This is a genomic window from Yoonia sp. 67-2 (assembly GCF_035117555.1).
Classification (GTDB): domain Bacteria; phylum Pseudomonadota; class Alphaproteobacteria; order Rhodobacterales; family Rhodobacteraceae; genus Yoonia.
The window spans coordinates 270,799-285,530 of record NZ_JAYKPK010000004.1 but is presented as its reverse complement, the minus strand read 5'-3'; the positions used below and the strand labels follow the sequence as shown (position 1 = coordinate 285,530).

General features: G+C 61.4%; 19 protein-coding genes. 10 read left to right on the top strand and 9 right to left on the bottom strand.

The features are described from left to right. Nucleotides 1-10 precede the first annotated feature (10 nt). The 6 genes from VOY09_RS09015 to VOY09_RS08990 all read right to left on the bottom strand — a co-directional run bounded on the left by VOY09_RS09015 (nt 11) and on the right by VOY09_RS08990 (nt 4,396). Entirely contained in the window at nt 11-628 is a 618-nt protein-coding gene (locus tag VOY09_RS09015) for an N-acetylmuramoyl-L-alanine amidase (RefSeq protein WP_322893833.1), read from the bottom strand. Between the two features lie 59 nt (nt 629-687). Further along, entirely contained in the window at nt 688-1,377 is a 690-nt protein-coding gene (locus tag VOY09_RS09010) for a hypothetical protein (RefSeq protein WP_322893834.1), read from the bottom strand. Between the two features lie 41 nt (nt 1,378-1,418). After that, nucleotides 1,419-2,900, bottom strand: a complete 1,482-nt coding sequence (gatA, locus tag VOY09_RS09005; protein WP_322893835.1) for an Asp-tRNA(Asn)/Glu-tRNA(Gln) amidotransferase subunit GatA — start codon at nt 2,898-2,900, stop codon at nt 1,419-1,421. After that, on the bottom strand, nt 2,900-3,187 hold the full coding sequence (gene gatC, locus VOY09_RS09000) for an Asp-tRNA(Asn)/Glu-tRNA(Gln) amidotransferase subunit GatC (RefSeq protein ID WP_322893836.1): 288 nt from the start codon (nt 3,185-3,187) through the stop codon (nt 2,900-2,902). The genes gatA and gatC overlap by 1 nt, the downstream gene beginning before the upstream one ends. A gap of 32 nt (nt 3,188-3,219) precedes the next feature. Then, nucleotides 3,220-3,873: a ceramidase domain-containing protein gene (locus VOY09_RS08995; RefSeq protein ID WP_322893837.1), complete on the bottom strand. Its 654-nt coding sequence runs from the start codon at nt 3,871-3,873 to the stop codon at nt 3,220-3,222. Between the two features lie 76 nt (nt 3,874-3,949). After that, complete coding sequence (locus VOY09_RS08990; protein WP_322893838.1) at nt 3,950-4,396, bottom strand: nucleoside deaminase; 447 nt, start codon at nt 4,394-4,396, stop codon at nt 3,950-3,952. Between the two features lie 66 nt (nt 4,397-4,462). Here VOY09_RS08990 and VOY09_RS08985 point away from each other — a divergent pair, with 66 nt between their 5' ends. From VOY09_RS08985 to dtd, 10 genes are all read left to right on the top strand, one after another. Further along, nucleotides 4,463-5,287, top strand: a complete 825-nt coding sequence (locus tag VOY09_RS08985; RefSeq protein WP_322893839.1) for a pseudouridine synthase — start codon at nt 4,463-4,465, stop codon at nt 5,285-5,287. Nucleotides 5,288-5,378: 91 nt separating this feature from the next. Beyond that, nucleotides 5,379-5,582 carry a hypothetical protein gene (locus VOY09_RS08980; protein ID WP_322893841.1) on the top strand — a complete coding sequence of 68 codons (204 nt, stop codon included), beginning with the start codon at nt 5,379-5,381 and terminating at the stop codon, nt 5,580-5,582. Continuing rightward, entirely contained in the window at nt 5,582-6,475 is an 894-nt protein-coding gene (locus VOY09_RS08975; protein ID WP_322893842.1) for a 5-bromo-4-chloroindolyl phosphate hydrolysis family protein, read from the top strand. The genes VOY09_RS08980 and VOY09_RS08975 overlap by 1 nt, the downstream gene beginning before the upstream one ends. Next, a complete protein-coding gene (locus VOY09_RS08970) occupies nt 6,475-7,668 on the top strand; it encodes a toxic anion resistance protein (RefSeq protein ID WP_322893843.1) in 1,194 nt (397 codons plus the stop codon). The genes VOY09_RS08975 and VOY09_RS08970 overlap by 1 nt, the downstream gene beginning before the upstream one ends. Before the next feature lie 8 nt (nt 7,669-7,676). Then, nucleotides 7,677-8,636: a DUF2927 domain-containing protein gene (locus VOY09_RS08965; RefSeq protein ID WP_322893844.1), complete on the top strand. Its 960-nt coding sequence runs from the start codon at nt 7,677-7,679 to the stop codon at nt 8,634-8,636. 26 nt (nt 8,637-8,662) lie between these two features. Beyond that, the gene (locus VOY09_RS08960; protein ID WP_322893845.1) at nt 8,663-9,766 is read left to right on the top strand and encodes an SPFH domain-containing protein; all 1,104 of its coding nucleotides are present in this window, start codon (nt 8,663-8,665) and stop codon (nt 9,764-9,766) included. A gap of 41 nt (nt 9,767-9,807) precedes the next feature. After that, nucleotides 9,808-10,185 carry a hypothetical protein gene (locus VOY09_RS08955; protein ID WP_322893847.1) on the top strand — a complete coding sequence of 126 codons (378 nt, stop codon included), beginning with the start codon at nt 9,808-9,810 and terminating at the stop codon, nt 10,183-10,185. Continuing rightward, nucleotides 10,182-11,288, top strand: coding sequence for a primosomal protein N' (replication factor Y) - superfamily II helicase (locus VOY09_RS08950; RefSeq protein ID WP_322893848.1), 1,107 nt, complete (start codon nt 10,182-10,184; stop codon nt 11,286-11,288). The genes VOY09_RS08955 and VOY09_RS08950 overlap by 4 nt, the downstream gene beginning before the upstream one ends. Before the next feature lie 16 nt (nt 11,289-11,304). Next, nucleotides 11,305-12,207: a carbohydrate kinase gene (locus tag VOY09_RS08945; RefSeq protein ID WP_322893849.1), complete on the top strand. Its 903-nt coding sequence runs from the start codon at nt 11,305-11,307 to the stop codon at nt 12,205-12,207. Next, nucleotides 12,204-12,641, top strand: coding sequence for a D-aminoacyl-tRNA deacylase (gene dtd, locus VOY09_RS08940; RefSeq protein WP_322893850.1), 438 nt, complete (start codon nt 12,204-12,206; stop codon nt 12,639-12,641). Before VOY09_RS08945 ends, dtd begins: the two co-directional genes overlap by 4 nt. A 48-nt stretch (nt 12,642-12,689) precedes the next feature. On the opposite strand, the gene VOY09_RS08935 is transcribed toward dtd, so the two are convergent. From VOY09_RS08935 to VOY09_RS08925, 3 genes are read right to left on the bottom strand one after another with little or no spacing between them, the layout of a single operon-like run. Continuing rightward, the gene (locus tag VOY09_RS08935; protein ID WP_322893851.1) at nt 12,690-13,487 is read right to left on the bottom strand and encodes a metal ABC transporter permease; all 798 of its coding nucleotides are present in this window, start codon (nt 13,485-13,487) and stop codon (nt 12,690-12,692) included. Further along, complete coding sequence (locus VOY09_RS08930; RefSeq protein ID WP_322893852.1) at nt 13,487-14,218, bottom strand: metal ABC transporter ATP-binding protein; 732 nt, start codon at nt 14,216-14,218, stop codon at nt 13,487-13,489. The genes VOY09_RS08935 and VOY09_RS08930 overlap by 1 nt, the downstream gene beginning before the upstream one ends. Continuing rightward, entirely contained in the window at nt 14,215-14,697 is a 483-nt protein-coding gene (locus VOY09_RS08925) for a transcriptional repressor (protein WP_322893854.1), read from the bottom strand. The genes VOY09_RS08930 and VOY09_RS08925 overlap by 4 nt, the downstream gene beginning before the upstream one ends. Nucleotides 14,698-14,732: the final 35 nt, after the last annotated feature.

The following is a 14,732-nucleotide window of genomic DNA, read 5'->3' as shown; positions in this document are numbered from 1 at the left end:
AGAACTGGGGTTAGGCCGCGGGCGGGCCGCCGTCAACGGGGAAACGGCGGGCAAGGTCGCTGATCAGCCCTGCGTCGGTGCGATCCAGCGGTCCCTGCGCCCAAGGACGGAACCGCAGGCGGAAGATGTCCAGCAGCAGATCGGGATCATCGGTGGCGGTATAGCCGAAGGCGCGCATCATCGTGGCGAAATCGTCCGGGTCAGCCTCACCCGTTTCTGGCCAGACGGAAAGCCCCTGCAACGCCAGCCTGCGCCAGTCAAAGCGCGGACCCGGATCGATCTTGCGCCCCGGTGCCATATCGGAATGGCCGATCACCCGTTCCGGGCGGATATCCCAACGGTCCATGATCCCCGCCAGCAAATCGCAGAGCGTGTCCATCAAAGGGGCGGCAAAGGGGCTGGTGCCGTTATTGGCCAGCTCAATCCCGATGGAATGGCTGTTCACATCGGTCACAGATCCCCAGCGCCCGACACCTGCATGCCATGCGCGCAGGTCTTCAGGCACCAATGCTGTAACGCTGCCATCTTCAGCGATGACATAATGGGCAGAGACTTGTTTGACAGGGTTGCACAAAGTGTCACAGGCGGCCTGTGCCGAGGCCATCGCGGTATAATGGATCACCACCATATCAGGCCGCGCGTCATTGCGGCGCGGCCCGTGGTTCGGCGAAGGTCGTGTTGTCAGGATCAGTTGCGCACGGCCCGTTGATAAGGGGCTGGATCCCAGCCGCAGGCGAAGCCGTCGCCATCAGGGTCGATACCCAGACGGTCACGCTCTGGCCCGCCGCGTGCGAGAAAATCGCGCTGTGCGTCATCGGCGGTGGCATAGGCGGCGCAATTGCGCTGGAACCGCCGCTCTCCGGACAGCAAGGACCGGCTATACCATTCCTGCCCGCGCACATTGGGGGCGTTCAGGGCATATTCGACGATATTGGGGCCAGTATCGACCGGGCGCTGCGGCAAAGGCTGCGGCGCAATCTGCTCTTGTGCCGCAATTGCTGCGGCGCGGCGTTGCGCATCGCTTTCGATGGTTTCCCGCTCGGACACCGCGTCAAAGCTTTGTTCATCGGAAATGCCGGTATTGCTGCGGACAGGTGCGGGGGCGGCACCCATCGGCTGCGTCATCGCCCCGCTGCCGCCGATCCCTGCAGCGGCCAGATCGCTGGCCGGGATCGCGCCGCCAATCGGGCCCGATTGCACCATCGGCGGCGGGGTGAAGGTGTTGGCATTGCCAGCCAAAGCGGCCTCACGCCGGGCGCGCTCAATCTCAAAGGACGAGCGGTCGTCGAATCCGACCCCGCGCGGCTGATTGCCATAATTCGGCGCGCAAGCCGCAAGGGCGAGCGCACCCACCAATATCATCAGCCTATTTTTCATTCGCAGCTTATCCATCTGACTGACATTCATTTTAGTGGAAACTACCACCACTTTGCAGGCTTGGCTACAAAGCCAGCCGCGGTTTCAAGGCTATAGGCAACATTCAACAATTCCGCTTCTTCCCAAGGTCTGCCGATCAATTGCAGCCCCAAAGGCAGACCCTGCGCATCGCGCCCGGTCGGCACCGCGATGCCGGGCAATCCGGCGAGGTTCACAGTGACCGTGAACACATCGTTGAGATACATCTTGATCGGATCGGCATCCGCCATTTCGCCGATACCAAAGGCAGCGGACGGCGTCGCAGGCGTCAGGATCGCATCGACACCGGCGGCGAAAGCATCGTCGAAGTCTTTCTTGATCAATGTCCGCACCTTGCGCGCGCGGTTGTAATAGGCGTCGTAGAAACCCGCCGACAGCACATAGGTCCCGACCATGACGCGGCGCAGCACCTCGGACCCGAAGCCTTCGGCGCGGGTGTTTTCATACATCTGGGTGATGCCGTCACCTGCGTTCAGTTTCGCCCGGTGGCCGAAACGCACACCGTCATAGCGCGCGAGGTTCGACGATGCCTCAGCGGGCGCGATCACATAATAAGCAGGCAGCGCGTATTTGGTATGAGGCAGCGAGATATCAACGATCTTTGCGCCTGCATCGCGCAGCATCGCGGTGCCATCATCCCAGAGTTTCGCAATCTCGGCGGGCATCCCGTCCAGACTATATTCTCGCGGGATACCGATGGTCTTGCCCCGGATATCGCCGGTCAAAGCAGCCTCGAAATCCGGCACGGCAAGATCGGCGCTGGTGCTGTCCTTGGGGTCATGCCCGCACATCGCCTGCAACATGATCGCGGCATCGCGCACGTCCTTGGTCATCGGCCCCGCCTGATCGAGCGAGGAGGCGAACGCCACAACGCCCCAGCGCGACACGCGGCCATAGGTGGGCTTCAGCCCGGTGATACCGGTGAAAGCGGCAGGCTGGCGGATCGACCCGCCGGTATCGGTACCGGTCGCGGCAAGGCAAAGGTCGGCGGCGACAGCGCTGGCGGACCCGCCGGATGACCCGCCGGGGGTCAAATCGCGGTCATCGACTTTCCACGGATTGATCGCATTGCCATAGACGGAGGTTTCGTTGGACGAGCCCATGGCGAATTCGTCCATGTTCAGCTTACCCAGCATCACCGCACCGGCGTCGAACAATTGGCTGGTGACGGTGGATTCGTATTCCGGCTTGAAGCCTTCCAGAATGCGCGACGCGGCCTGCGACGGCACGCCTTTGGTGCAAAACAGGTCCTTGATCCCCAAAGGGATGCCGCACATCGCGGGCGCATCGCCGGATTTGATCCGCGCATCAGCGGCCTGTGCCTGCGCCAGCGCGATCTCGGGCGTTTTATGCACGAAAGCGTTCAAGGCGTCCGCACCGTCGATGGCGGTCAGGCAGGCTTGGGTGATCTCTGCGCTGGTCGTGTCGCCTTTGCGCATGGCGTCACGGGCACCGGCGATGGTCAGTTTGGTCAGATCGGACATTATTCAACCACCTTTGGCACGGCAAAAAACCCTTCGCGCGCATCGGGCGCATTTTTCAGAACGGCGGCCTGTTGATTACCATCCGTCACCACATCAACGCGGCGTTTCAGGCGCTGCGGCGTGACGGATGTCATCGGTTCCACACCATCCACATCGACTTCGTTCAATTGTTCGATGAACCCAAGGATCGCGTTGAATTCACCCGCGAGCGCAGGCAGCGCCTCTTCCGGCACGGCGATGCGGGCGAGTTTCGCCACGCGGCGGGCGGTTTCGGTATCAATCGACATGGGCGCTTCTCCGGTTCATCTGCGGTTTGCGTTTAGCGCCCCCTTGCGCCACCCGCAAGCATATGGCGGCAGTAAACAATGATCATGTAACCCAGCATCACGCCGTTCAGGACATGCCAGAGGAAATGCGTGCCGATGGGCAGGGCATTGCACAGCGTTTCATCCAGCGACCGCGCGGTGATCGAAAGGCCGAGGATGGCGGCACCTGTCAGGAAACCCTGGCGGATGCCGGGTTTGTTGTGCAGGGCCAGACCGTAGCCTGTGAGCAGGATCGGAACGGTCCAATAGAAGCCCGAGATGCCGACGAACGGCAGCCAGTTGATCACCGGCACGACTATTGCGGCGAAAGGAAAGAACAAGGTTGTTGCCGCCAAGGCCTTCCAGAACCCCAGCCCGATGATGTCGCGATGCACGGCGAAAAGGTAGAGCAGGATGAAAGCCCCGATGGGGGCCACATCCATCAGCGCCGCCCAAGGCGTGGCGAAAGTGTGGAACAGGAAGCTGCCGACGCCGATGATGAACAGGATTGCGGTCAGCGCCTGCGCCAGTGGCAAGCCCTTGCTGCGCGGCCAGACCCAGATGGCGGCAATGATGAAGGCGAGGTTGGTGATGGCATTGATCGGCTCGGACCAGAAACTGGGGTCCAGGCGTTCGCAATAGGCGTTGATGGGGCTGTTCCAGTCCATGGGTGTGCCTTTCGGTGATCGGGCGAAAAACTCTTATGCCTCCGGCGGGGATATTTATACTCGGAAGATGCAGAAGCTAGCGCCGATGCGTAAAGAAATCGCGTAACAGCTGTTCGGCGGCACTGGCGTGGATGCCGTCATAAACCTCGGGCCTGTGATGACATTGCGGATGGCTGTAGATGCGCGGGCCTTGCGCCACGCCGCCCGATTTGGGGTCAGCGGCACCGTAGTAGAGCCGCGCGATGCGGGCATTGCTGATCGCGGCGGCGCACATCGGGCAAGGCTCTAAGGTCACATAGAGATCGCAGCCGGTCAGCCGTTCCTGCCCAAGGGTGGCGCAGGCGGCGCGGATCGCCAACATCTCGGCATGGGCGGTGGGGTCGTTCAGCTCTCGCGTGCGGTTGCCGGCCTGCGCGACGACGTGGCCGTCGCGGATGATCACGGCACCGACGGGCACCTCGCCCCTGTCGGCAGCGGCGCGCGCCTCGCCCAAGGCGATATCCATATGTGAACGAAAAACCATAGCGCTGTGATGCAACGCGCGCGCTATCTCTGGCAAGGGCGGATCAAAGGCGCTATGGCAGCAGGCATGAGCAATGAACCCTCCCCCGGCGACCGGATCGCCAAAGTCCTGTCGCGCGCTGGTATCGCGAGCCGCCGTGATGCCGAACGCATGATTAGCGAAGGCCGCGTCAGCGTGAACGGCAAAGTCATTACCAGCCCCGCGCTGAATGTGACCGAATCTGACCGCATCGTCGTCGACGGCAAGGCCGTGCGCGCACCCGAACCACCACGGATCTGGCTTTATCACAAGCCTGCCGGCTTGGTGACGACCGAACGCGATGAGAAAGATCGTCCGACGGTTTTTGCATCGCTTCCCGAAGATATGCCAAGGGTGATGTCGGTCGGGCGTCTCGACCTCAATTCCGAAGGTCTGTTGCTTTTGACCAATGACGGCGGCGTCAAGCGGCGGCTGGAACTGCCCAGCACAGGCTGGCTGCGCCGCTACCGCGTGCGGATCAACGGATCGGTCAGCGAGGCGCGCTTGGATCAGCTACGCGCCGGGATTACCGTGGACGGGCTGCGATATCAGCCGATGATCGTGACCTTTGACCGCCAGCAAGGGGCAAACGCCTGGCTGACCGTTAGCCTGCGCGAAGGCAAAAACCGCGAGATCCGCCGCGCGATGGAAGCGATTGGCGTCACCGTCAACCGGCTGATCCGCGTCAGTTACGGCCCATTCCAACTGGGTAATCTGGAACAGGGTGCGGTGGAAGAGGTCAAAGGCCGCGTCGTGCGCGACCAATTGGGCCTGACGGATAAGGATCTGGGCAAGGATACGGCCAAACCCGGCCCGACCCGCGTGCGCATGCCGGTCAACCGCCCCGTTGCGGGCAAAAAGCGCCCCGGCTGATCCTTTCTTGCAGGGTTTTGTTGCAAAACTCTCGCAAATGCTTGCCATGGTTCTTATCTGACGGGGGACCAAACGCGAAAGGCCCGCACCCATGTTGCGTATCATCCTGCTGGTGATGTTTATTTCTGTCATCGCAGTCGGGGTTCTGGCTGTTATGGGTACATTGCGCGCGATCACCGGCCCTGCTGCGGAAAAGGAACATGAGACGATGCCTGCCCCCTTTCGACGGATTTCCTATACTGTGTTGATTATCTTGATGTTCGGTGTGACCACCGGCTGGCTTGGGGCGTCCTGATGGCGCGCAAATTTGGCGGTAAATTCAGTCCCGGCGGCGCAGCCAGCGACCCGCGCGATGCAGCCGTTGATCCGGTGCAGATCAAGAAAGCGGGATCGCGCGGGCGCGTGCTTTATATGCCGGGTGTCGTGCTGGTCTTCACCTCGCTCAGTTCCGGGCCGCAGGTTCTGGTCACCGCATTGGCCGGGGCGGGCGTGCTGACTTTGGCGGCCTGGATGTTACAGGAAGGTCTGCGCGCCGAGGCGGCCTATGATGCGCGCAAAGTCGCGCGCCGCCCGGCCCTGCCGCGCAAGATGCTGGCCTCTGTGCTGACCGGCATTGGTGTCGCGATCGCGGCCTATACCGGCGAGAGCGGGCTGGTAGGTTCTGCCCTTTATGGAGTAGCCGCTTTGGCATTGCATAGCGCGGCCTTTGGCATTGACCCGTTGAGCGACAAGAAAGTCGCGGGCCTTGACCGCTTCCAGCAGGACCGTGTGGCGCGTGTGGTGGATGAGGCCGAGGCGCATTTGACCCGGATGGCGGCAGAGATTGCCAGCCTCAAGGACCGTCGCCTGATCGAACGTGTATCAGGGTTTCAGCGCGTGGCGCGACGGATGATCGTGACCGTGGAACAAGACCCGCGCGATCTGTCCGGGATCCGCCGTTATCTGGGCGTTTATCTGATGGGCGCGCGCGATGCGACGACGAAATTCGTCGAGCTTTATGGACGCGCGGGTGATGCCGAAGCCCGCGCCAAATATGAGGCGCTTTTGGACGATCTGGAAGAAAACTTTGCCGCGCGCACCGAAAAGATGCTGCTGGAAGATCGTTCTGATATGGATATCGAGATTAACGTGCTGCGGGATCGGTTGCAGCGCGAAGGTGTGAGTTTGAAAATGAAAGGGAACGACTGATGTCTGAAGCTACCCGTCAAAAAGCCGCCAATGCGCTGGCCGAGGTCGAAAAAGTAACCCAGGTCGTGCTGCCCGACCCTGCGCGTGACTTGGTCCCCTTGGCATCTGCCGATGCGCCGACCAGCGCTGAAATCACCCGGCGGATGGCCGAGATCAATATCGGCGATACCAATTCCATCGTGTCTTTCGGGTCTTCGGCCCAGGCCGATCTGCAACAGATCAGCCAAAGCATGCTGGCCGGTGTGCGCAACAAGGATGTCGGCCCCGCCGGTGACAGCCTGCGCAATATGGTCACGACGATCCGGGGCTTCTCAGTCTCCGAACTCGACGTGCGCCGCGAGCGCAGCTGGTGGGAAAAGCTGATCGGCCGTGCCGCCCCTATCGCCAAATTCACCGCGCGCTTTGAAGAGGTGCAAGGCCAGATCGACAAGATCACCGATGATCTGCTGAAACATGAACATGTGCTGCTCAAGGATATCGAAAGCCTTGATATGCTGTATGAAAAAACGCTTCAATTCTACAATGAACTGGGGCTTTATATCGCTGCAGGTGAGGCGAAGATCGCCGAACTCGACACCACCATCATCCCGGCAAAAGAGGCCGAGGTCGAATCTGCCGCCGAGGATGCAGCCCTGATGAAAGCGCAGGAATTGCGCGATATCCGCTCTGCCCGCGATGATCTGGAACGCCGGGTGCATGATCTGAAGCTGACCCGTCAGGTGACGATGCAATCGCTGCCATCGATCCGGCTGGTGCAGGAAAATGACAAATCTTTGGTGACCAAGATCAATTCGACCTTGGTCAATACTGTGCCGCTTTGGGAAACCCAATTGGCGCAGGCGGTAACGATCCAACGCTCATCCGAGGCGGCACAGGCTGTGCGCTCTGCCACCGATCTGACCAATGAATTGCTGACCGCCAATGCGCAGAACCTGCGTGACGCCAACAAGGTGATCCGCACCGAAATGGAGCGCGGTGTGTTTGATATCAACGCGGTGAAAGCCGCCAATGACAATCTGATCGCCACGATCAACGAAAGCCTTGAGATCGCCGATGAAGGCAAGCGCAAGCGCGCCGAAGCCGAGGTCGAGATGCAAAAGATGGAATCCGAACTCAAGCAGACGCTGGCCTCTGCCCGCGCGCGCAAATCCGGGTCGGGCGATGTGATCGGCACCGCCGCAGGCATCGAATAGGACAGCAAATGGCGCGACAATCGCCGCTATTTGTGGCGCTTGCCGTGATGGCAGGTCTGTTGGCGGGGTGCGAGACGGCATCACCGCCTGCGGTCGCCGTGGCACCTGTGGTCAGTGCTGTGCCTGCTGCGCCCGATCTGCCTGTGGTGGCCGAGCCCAGCGCGGCCAGCCGTGATCTCTCCGCGTTTTATGCCCGGCTGCAAAATCAGATGCTGATGCAGAACCTGTTGCGCGGCGATGGCGGTGCGGCGGATACGCCATTTACCGATACGATGCTGGCGCGCAATTTCATGCAGATCGCCTTGACCACCGAATACGCTGACAATAGCGATTTTCAGGTGCCGCACTCCAGCCAATCCAGCCTGCACCGCTGGGAAAAACCGATCCGTATGAACATCAGTTTCAGCGATTCGGTGCCCTTGGCCCAGCGCGATCAGGACCGCACCTCTGTCAGCGCCTTTGCCGCGCGTCTTTCGCGGCTGAGCGGCGTGCCGATCACACGCAGCGATCAGAACCCCAATTTCCACGTGCTGTTTCTGGATGAGGATGACCGACGCGGGGCCGCAAGCCGCCTGCGCGCTTTGGTGCCCAATATCTCCGAGGCGAGCTTGCGCGGTATTGTGACGCTGCCCCGCGATCAGCTGTGCCTTGTCGCCAGTGTGTTTGAACCGGGGCGATCCGCCTATGCGCAGGCCGTCGTGGTGATCCGCGCCGAACATCCCAATCTGATCCGCGCCGCCTGCATCCATGAAGAGCTCGCCCAAGGCATGGGTCTGGGCAATGACAGCGATGCCGCGCGACCGTCGATCTTTAACGACAGCGAGGAATTCGCCTTGCTGACAAAGCATGATGAATTACTCTTGCGCATGCTTTACGACCCACGCCTGCAAACCGGCATGGATGCCACCACCGCCGAACCCATCGTCCGCCAGATCGCGCGGGAATTGATCACGCCCGGCCCCAGCTAAGTGACCACCCATAAGGGAGACTGCCTATGTCCATATTCGATTTCCTCTCCGGCCAGTTCATCGACGTCATCCACTGGACCGACAATACCCGCGACACGATGGTCTGGCGCTTTGAGCGTGAAGGGCATGAGATCAAATATGGCGCCAAGCTGACGGTCCGCGAAGGGCAGGCAGCGGTTTTCGTGCATGAAGGGCAATTGGCGGATGTCTTCACCCCCGGCCTTTACATGCTGGAAACCAACAACATGCCGATCATGACCTCTCTGCAGCACTGGGATCACGGGTTCAAAAGCCCGTTCAAATCGGAAGTTTACTTCGTCAACACGACAAGGTTCGGCAACCTAAAATGGGGCACCAAGAACCCGATCATGCTGCGCGACCCAGAATTTGGCCCGACCCGTTTGCGCGCTTTCGGCACCTATACGGTGCGGGTGACGGACCCTGCGGTATTTCTCCGTGAAATCGTTGGCACCGATGGTGATTTCGCGATGGATGAAATCAGCTACCAGATCCGCAACATCATCGTGCAGGAATTCAGCCGCGCGTTGGCCGCATCGGGCATTCCGGCGCTGGATATGGCGGCCAACACCGCCGATCTGGGCAAGCTTGTCGCCGATGCGATTGACCCAACGCTGAAGAATTACGGGTTGTCACTGCCGGAGCTTTACGTTGAAAACATCAGCCTGCCGCCTGCGGTGGAAAAGGCGCTGGATACCCGAACGTCACGCGGGATCGCGGGCAATCTGGATGAACATCTGAAGTATAAAGCCGCCGAGGCGATGGCGGCAGAAGGCTCTGCCGCAGGTCAGGCAATGGGCATGGGCATGGGCGCCGGTCTGGGGATGCAGATGGGCAACACGATGGGGCCTTGGGGGCCTGTCGCGCAGCCGCAGGCCGCAGCCGCGCCGCCACCCCCGCCGCCGGTCGAACATGTCTGGCACATTGCCGAAGGCGGACAAGTCAGCGGCCCGTTTTCCAAGGCCTCAATGGGCCGCAAGGTCAGCGACGGCACATTGACCCGCGCCAGCATGGTCTGGACGCAAGGGCAGGATGGCTGGATGGCGGCCGAGGATGTGACCGAGCTTGCACATCTGTTCACCGTGATGCCACCGCCCCCGCCCGGCGTATGACCCAGCGCCGCCTGACAATTTTCCTGCATTGGTCACTGTTCATGATGCTTCTGGCGATGATCAAGGGCGGAACAGCCAATGAAATCCTGCGCCTTGCCTTCGTCGCCGCTGGTGCGCTGTGGCTGGGCATGACCGCTGCAAAAGGCATGCTGGGCAAGCCGGGGCCGAAACTGCAAGGCGCATGGCGGCAGGCCTATCCTTGGATGCACCGGGGCATGTATGCCGTGCTGGCAGGAAGTATCGCGGTCAATGCCGCCGCCTTGATGGGTTGGGTCAGCCTCGATCTCGCATGGAACAGCCTTTTGGTGCTGCTTTTCGCAGCGACCTTTCACGGGCTGTTTCATTTCTGGCGGCATAATGTGCTCTACGACAATGCCCTGCGGATGATGTTGCCGCGTTTCATGCATAAGATATTATGACCCAGACAGACACAGCCGAACCCGTCGATCACCGTTTTCCCTGCGACAGCTGCGGGGCGAATATGCGGTTTGATCCGCAACGCAATCAACTGGTCTGCGGCCATTGCGGCAATACGCAGGACATGCCGCAAAGTGCCGTTGCTGCGGGAAGTATCAAGGAACTCGACTTCCGCCGCGCGATCGAACAGCGCCTGCCAGAGGCGGATATCGAAATCACCCGCACCGTGTCTTGTGAAAGCTGCGGTGCGCAGTTTGAATTCGACCCTGACATCCATGCTACCCAATGCCCGTTCTGCGCCAGCCCGGTTGTCAGCGATACCGGCACGCATCGGCATATCAAACCCGGCGGCTTGTTACCCTTCGCCTTGGATGAGCCGACAGCGCATCAGGCGATGAACGATTGGCTGGGCAGCCTGTGGTTTGCGCCCAACGGGTTGAAGGATTATGCGCGCAAGGGTCGCAAGATGAACGGGATCTATGTCCCCTATTGGACATTCGATGCCGAGACGGAAAGCAGATACACCGGCCAGCGCGGCACCTATTACTACGTCACCCAAACCGTGGTCCGCAACGGCAAGACCACGCAGGTGCGGGTGCGCAAAACCCGCTGGCGGTCGGTGTCCGGTCAGGTCGCGCGGTTCTTCGACGATGTGCTGGTGCTGGCGTCAAAATCCCTGCCCAAGAAACATACCGACGGGCTGGAACCCTGGGACCTCAGCGCCTTGGAGCCGTATAAGCCCGATTACCTCGCCGGGTTCCGCGCCGAAGGCTATCAGATCGCGCTGGAGGATGGCTTCACCGAGGCCCGCGCCTATATGGACCGGATGATCGCGCGCGATGTGAAATATGATATCGGCGGCGATGACCAAAGGATCGGACAGATCCAGACCCAGATCAGCGATGTGACGTTCAAACATATCCTGCTGCCGGTCTGGCTGGCCGCCTATAAATATCGCGGCGAAAGCTATCAATTCGTGGTCAATGGCCGCACCGGGCGGGTGCAGGGCGAACGGCCCTATTCCGCGTGGAAGATTGCCTTTGCCGTCATCGTCGGTCTGATCTTGGCACTGGGCGTGGGTTTCGTTATCGCTAACACCCAATAACAGGGAGAGAGAAGCGATGATCCTATGCTGTGGTGAAGCCTTGATCGACATGCTGCCGCGTCAGGCTGCGGAAGAGGGCTGTTTCGCCCCGCATGCCGGGGGTGCTGTGTTCAACACCGCCATAGCCTTAGGGCGATTGGGCGCGCCGGTGCAGTTCTTCTCGGGCCTGTCGTCGGATCTTTTCGGCGCGATCCTGCAGGATCAATTACGCGCCTCTGGCGTCGATGCCAGCCCGGCAGCGATCAGCGACAGGCCCACGACGCTCGCCTTTGTGACGCTAACCAATGGTCAGGCCTCCTACGCTTTCTACGATGAAAACACCGCAGGTCGGATGTTGACCCCTGCCGACCTGCCCGCCACCAGCGCCGATGCGCTGTTTTTCGGCGGTATTTCCTTGGTCGTAGACCCCTGCGCTGCCGCCTATGAGGCGCTGATGCTGCGCGAAGCACCGCGCGCCGTCACCATGATTGACCCCAATATCCGCCCCGGTTTCGTCAAGGATGAAGCCGCCTATCGCGCCCGGCTGATCCGGATGCTGGGCGTGGCCGATATCATCAAGATCTCGGACGAGGATCTGGCATGGATTACCGGCACTGATGATGCCACAGCCCTGCGCGCGCAAACCGGCGCTGCGGTCGTCCTGCTGACACGCGGCGCGGATGGGGTGACGGTCGTGACGGAAGATGCGATGTTTGACGTTGCCGCCGTCAAGGCAGAGGTCGTTGATACCGTGGGTGCCGGCGACACATTCAGCGCCGGGTTTCTGGCTGATCTGCATGCCCAAGGCCTGCTGACCAAAACCGCCATCGCCAGCGCGGATCGCACTGCCCTGACCCGCGCTGCCGCCTTTGGCGCGAAAGTCGCGGCAATCACGGTCAGCCGCGCCGGTGCGAACCCGCCTTGGGCGGCGGAATTATGAGAGCGCTGATCCAGCGCGTCAGCCAAGCCAGCGTCAGCGTCGATGGCGCGGTGATCGGTGAAATCGGCCAAGGCCTGCTGATCCTCATCTGCGCCATGGCGGGCGATGACGCGACAAAATCCGCAACCCTCGCCGCCAAGATCGCCAAGCTGCGCATCTTCAAGGATGAGGCGGGCAAGATGAACCTCTCGTTGCGCGACACCGGCGGATCGGCCCTGATCGTCAGCCAGTTCACGCTGGCCGCCGATACATCGCGCGGCAACCGCCCCGGTTTCTCCGCCGCCGCCAGCCCCGACCAAGGCCGCGCGCTTTATGAGCAGTTTATCAGTGACATCAGCGCCTTGGGCATCCCGACGGCCACCGGATCGTTCGGCGCGGATATGCAGGTCGCGCTGATCAATGACGGGCCGGTCACGATCTGGCTCGACCAGTGACCGCATCTTCCGAGCCTAAATATCCCCGCGCGGCGCGCATAGAATCTTTTAAACCCGCAATCGCGGCACAGACCGCCCGATCATGCTGATCGTAAAGATCGCAACAGCCACGCAGATGATCGACGGCCCGACCTGCGTGTCAAAGATCACCGCCAGCCGCAGCCCGCCCAGCGCCGACAAAGCGCCGATCCCCATCGCGAAAAACGCCATCCGTTCCGGGGTGCTGGCAAAACTGCGCGCCGCAGCGGCAGGGATGATCAGCAAGGCGGTGATCAGCAAGGCGCCCACCACCTTGATTGCGACGGCAACCACAGCGGCGACCAGCACCGTCAGGATCAATTGCTGACGTCGCGGGTTGATCCCGGCGGCAAAGGCCAGATCAGGGTTCAGCGTCGCGGTCAGCATCGCGGACCATTGCCACCAGAGCACGCTGATCAGAACGGCACCGCCACCCCAGATCAGTGCCAGATCTTGCCGGGTAACGCTCAGCACATCACCGAACAGATAGGCATCCAGATCAATGCGTTGTCCCGGCACCAGTGTTACAGCCACCAGCCCCAGCGCCAGCGCACCATGCGCCAGGACGCCAAGGATCGTATCGACCGCGATGCCCTGCCCGCTCAAACCATGGATCAGCACCGCCATCAGGAGTGCGACAACCGCGACCCCCAGCGTGATCGATGTGCCGAACAGCAGCGCCATCGCCACGCCCAGAATGGCGGCATGGGCGGTGGCATCGCCGAAATAGGCCATCCGCCGCCAGACGACGAAACAGCCCAAGAGCCCCGCCGCGACAGCGGTGCCGACGGCGGCCAATGCCGCACGGATCAGGAAATCATCCAGCATTATTCCGCCGCCTCATGATGGTGATCGTGGCCATGATCGTGGTCATGACGATAAAGCGCCAATGCGCCGCCAGTCCCCGTGCCGAACAATTCGCGATAGGCGGGCGCGGCAGAGACCACCTCTGGCGTGCCTTCGCAGCAGATATGACCGTTCAGGCAGATCACCCTGTCTGACGCGCTCATCACCACATGCAATTCATGGCTGACCATCAGCACCGCACAGCCGAGGTCTTGGCGCACAGCGGCGATCTGGCGGTAAAATGAGGCAGAACCGGGCTGGTCGAGGCCCTGCGTTGCCTCATCGAGCATCAGCACATCAGGTTTGGCGAGGATCGCGCGCGCCAAAAGCACACGCTGGAACTGCCCGCCGGACAGCTGCGACATTTGCTGATGGTCCAACCCGGCCACGCCTGCCGCGCGCAAGGCGTCTTGCGCCGCCGCCGCTGGTACCGGTTTGGGCAGGTTCAGAAACCGTGCCACGGTGATCGGCAGGGTCGGATCGATATGCAGCTTCTGCGGCACATAGCCGATGCGCAGGCCGGGCTTGCGGGTGACACGGCCCTTTTGCGGCTGCAAAGCGCCGATCAGCAGGCGCAGCAAGGTGGATTTGCCGGACCCGTTCGGCCCGACAATCGTGACAATCTCGCCTGCGTCCAGCGACATGCTGACATTCTGCAGCACCCGCTGGCCACCATGGGCAAAATCAATCTGCGCGGCGTCGATTAGGCTCATGCAGGCGCACCGGGCTGGCAGGCGGGGCAAATGCCTTCCGCCTCGATCACGGTCTGTTCGACCTGAAATCCGTTGTCCGCCGCCGCCTGCGCCAACGCGCGCGAACTGCCCTGCGCCTCGGCCACGGTGCCGCATTTGCGGCAGATCATGAAGGCCGGGTCATGTGTCGCACCGGGATGGGCGCAGGCGATGAAGGCATTGAGCCGCTCGATCCGGTGGACGAAGCCTTGTTCGACGAGAAAACTGAGCGCGCGATAGGCGACGGGGGGTTTGGACCCCAGCCCTTCGGCATCCAGCCGCGCCAGCACATCATAGGCACCAAGTGCCGCATGGCTTTCAAGCAGGATTTCCAGCACGCGGCGGCGGGTCGGCGTCATCTGCACTTTGCGCAAGGCACAGGCCGCATCGGCGGCGGCCAAAGCGTCATGGATACAGGTGCTGTGGTCGTGACGGGCGAAAGCCATCGGATCTTTGGACATGGGATGCCTTGTTATGATATAACATATCAAATATA

Coding starts and splice junctions, on each gene's coding strand:
- VOY09_RS09015 (WP_322893833.1), bottom strand. CDS start 628: ATGGTGGTGATCCATTATACCGCGATGGCCTCGGCACAGGCCGCCTGT.
- VOY09_RS09010 (WP_322893834.1), bottom strand. CDS start 1,377: ATGAAAAATAGGCTGATGATATTGGTGGGTGCGCTCGCCCTTGCGGCT.
- gatA (WP_322893835.1), bottom strand. CDS start 2,900: ATGTCCGATCTGACCAAACTGACCATCGCCGGTGCCCGTGACGCCATG.
- gatC (WP_322893836.1), bottom strand. CDS start 3,187: ATGTCGATTGATACCGAAACCGCCCGCCGCGTGGCGAAACTCGCCCGC.
- VOY09_RS08995 (WP_322893837.1), bottom strand. CDS start 3,873: ATGGACTGGAACAGCCCCATCAACGCCTATTGCGAACGCCTGGACCCC.
- VOY09_RS08990 (WP_322893838.1), bottom strand. CDS start 4,396: ATGGTTTTTCGTTCACATATGGATATCGCCTTGGGCGAGGCGCGCGCC.
- VOY09_RS08985 (WP_322893839.1), top strand. CDS start 4,463: ATGAGCAATGAACCCTCCCCCGGCGACCGGATCGCCAAAGTCCTGTCG.
- VOY09_RS08980 (WP_322893841.1), top strand. CDS start 5,379: ATGTTGCGTATCATCCTGCTGGTGATGTTTATTTCTGTCATCGCAGTC.
- VOY09_RS08975 (WP_322893842.1), top strand. CDS start 5,582: ATGGCGCGCAAATTTGGCGGTAAATTCAGTCCCGGCGGCGCAGCCAGC.
- VOY09_RS08970 (WP_322893843.1), top strand. CDS start 6,475: ATGTCTGAAGCTACCCGTCAAAAAGCCGCCAATGCGCTGGCCGAGGTC.
- VOY09_RS08965 (WP_322893844.1), top strand. CDS start 7,677: ATGGCGCGACAATCGCCGCTATTTGTGGCGCTTGCCGTGATGGCAGGT.
- VOY09_RS08960 (WP_322893845.1), top strand. CDS start 8,663: ATGTCCATATTCGATTTCCTCTCCGGCCAGTTCATCGACGTCATCCAC.
- VOY09_RS08955 (WP_322893847.1), top strand. CDS start 9,808: ATGATGCTTCTGGCGATGATCAAGGGCGGAACAGCCAATGAAATCCTG.
- VOY09_RS08950 (WP_322893848.1), top strand. CDS start 10,182: ATGACCCAGACAGACACAGCCGAACCCGTCGATCACCGTTTTCCCTGC.
- VOY09_RS08945 (WP_322893849.1), top strand. CDS start 11,305: ATGATCCTATGCTGTGGTGAAGCCTTGATCGACATGCTGCCGCGTCAG.
- dtd (WP_322893850.1), top strand. CDS start 12,204: ATGAGAGCGCTGATCCAGCGCGTCAGCCAAGCCAGCGTCAGCGTCGAT.
- VOY09_RS08935 (WP_322893851.1), bottom strand. CDS start 13,487: ATGCTGGATGATTTCCTGATCCGTGCGGCATTGGCCGCCGTCGGCACC.
- VOY09_RS08930 (WP_322893852.1), bottom strand. CDS start 14,218: ATGAGCCTAATCGACGCCGCGCAGATTGATTTTGCCCATGGTGGCCAG.
- VOY09_RS08925 (WP_322893854.1), bottom strand. CDS start 14,697: ATGTCCAAAGATCCGATGGCTTTCGCCCGTCACGACCACAGCACCTGT.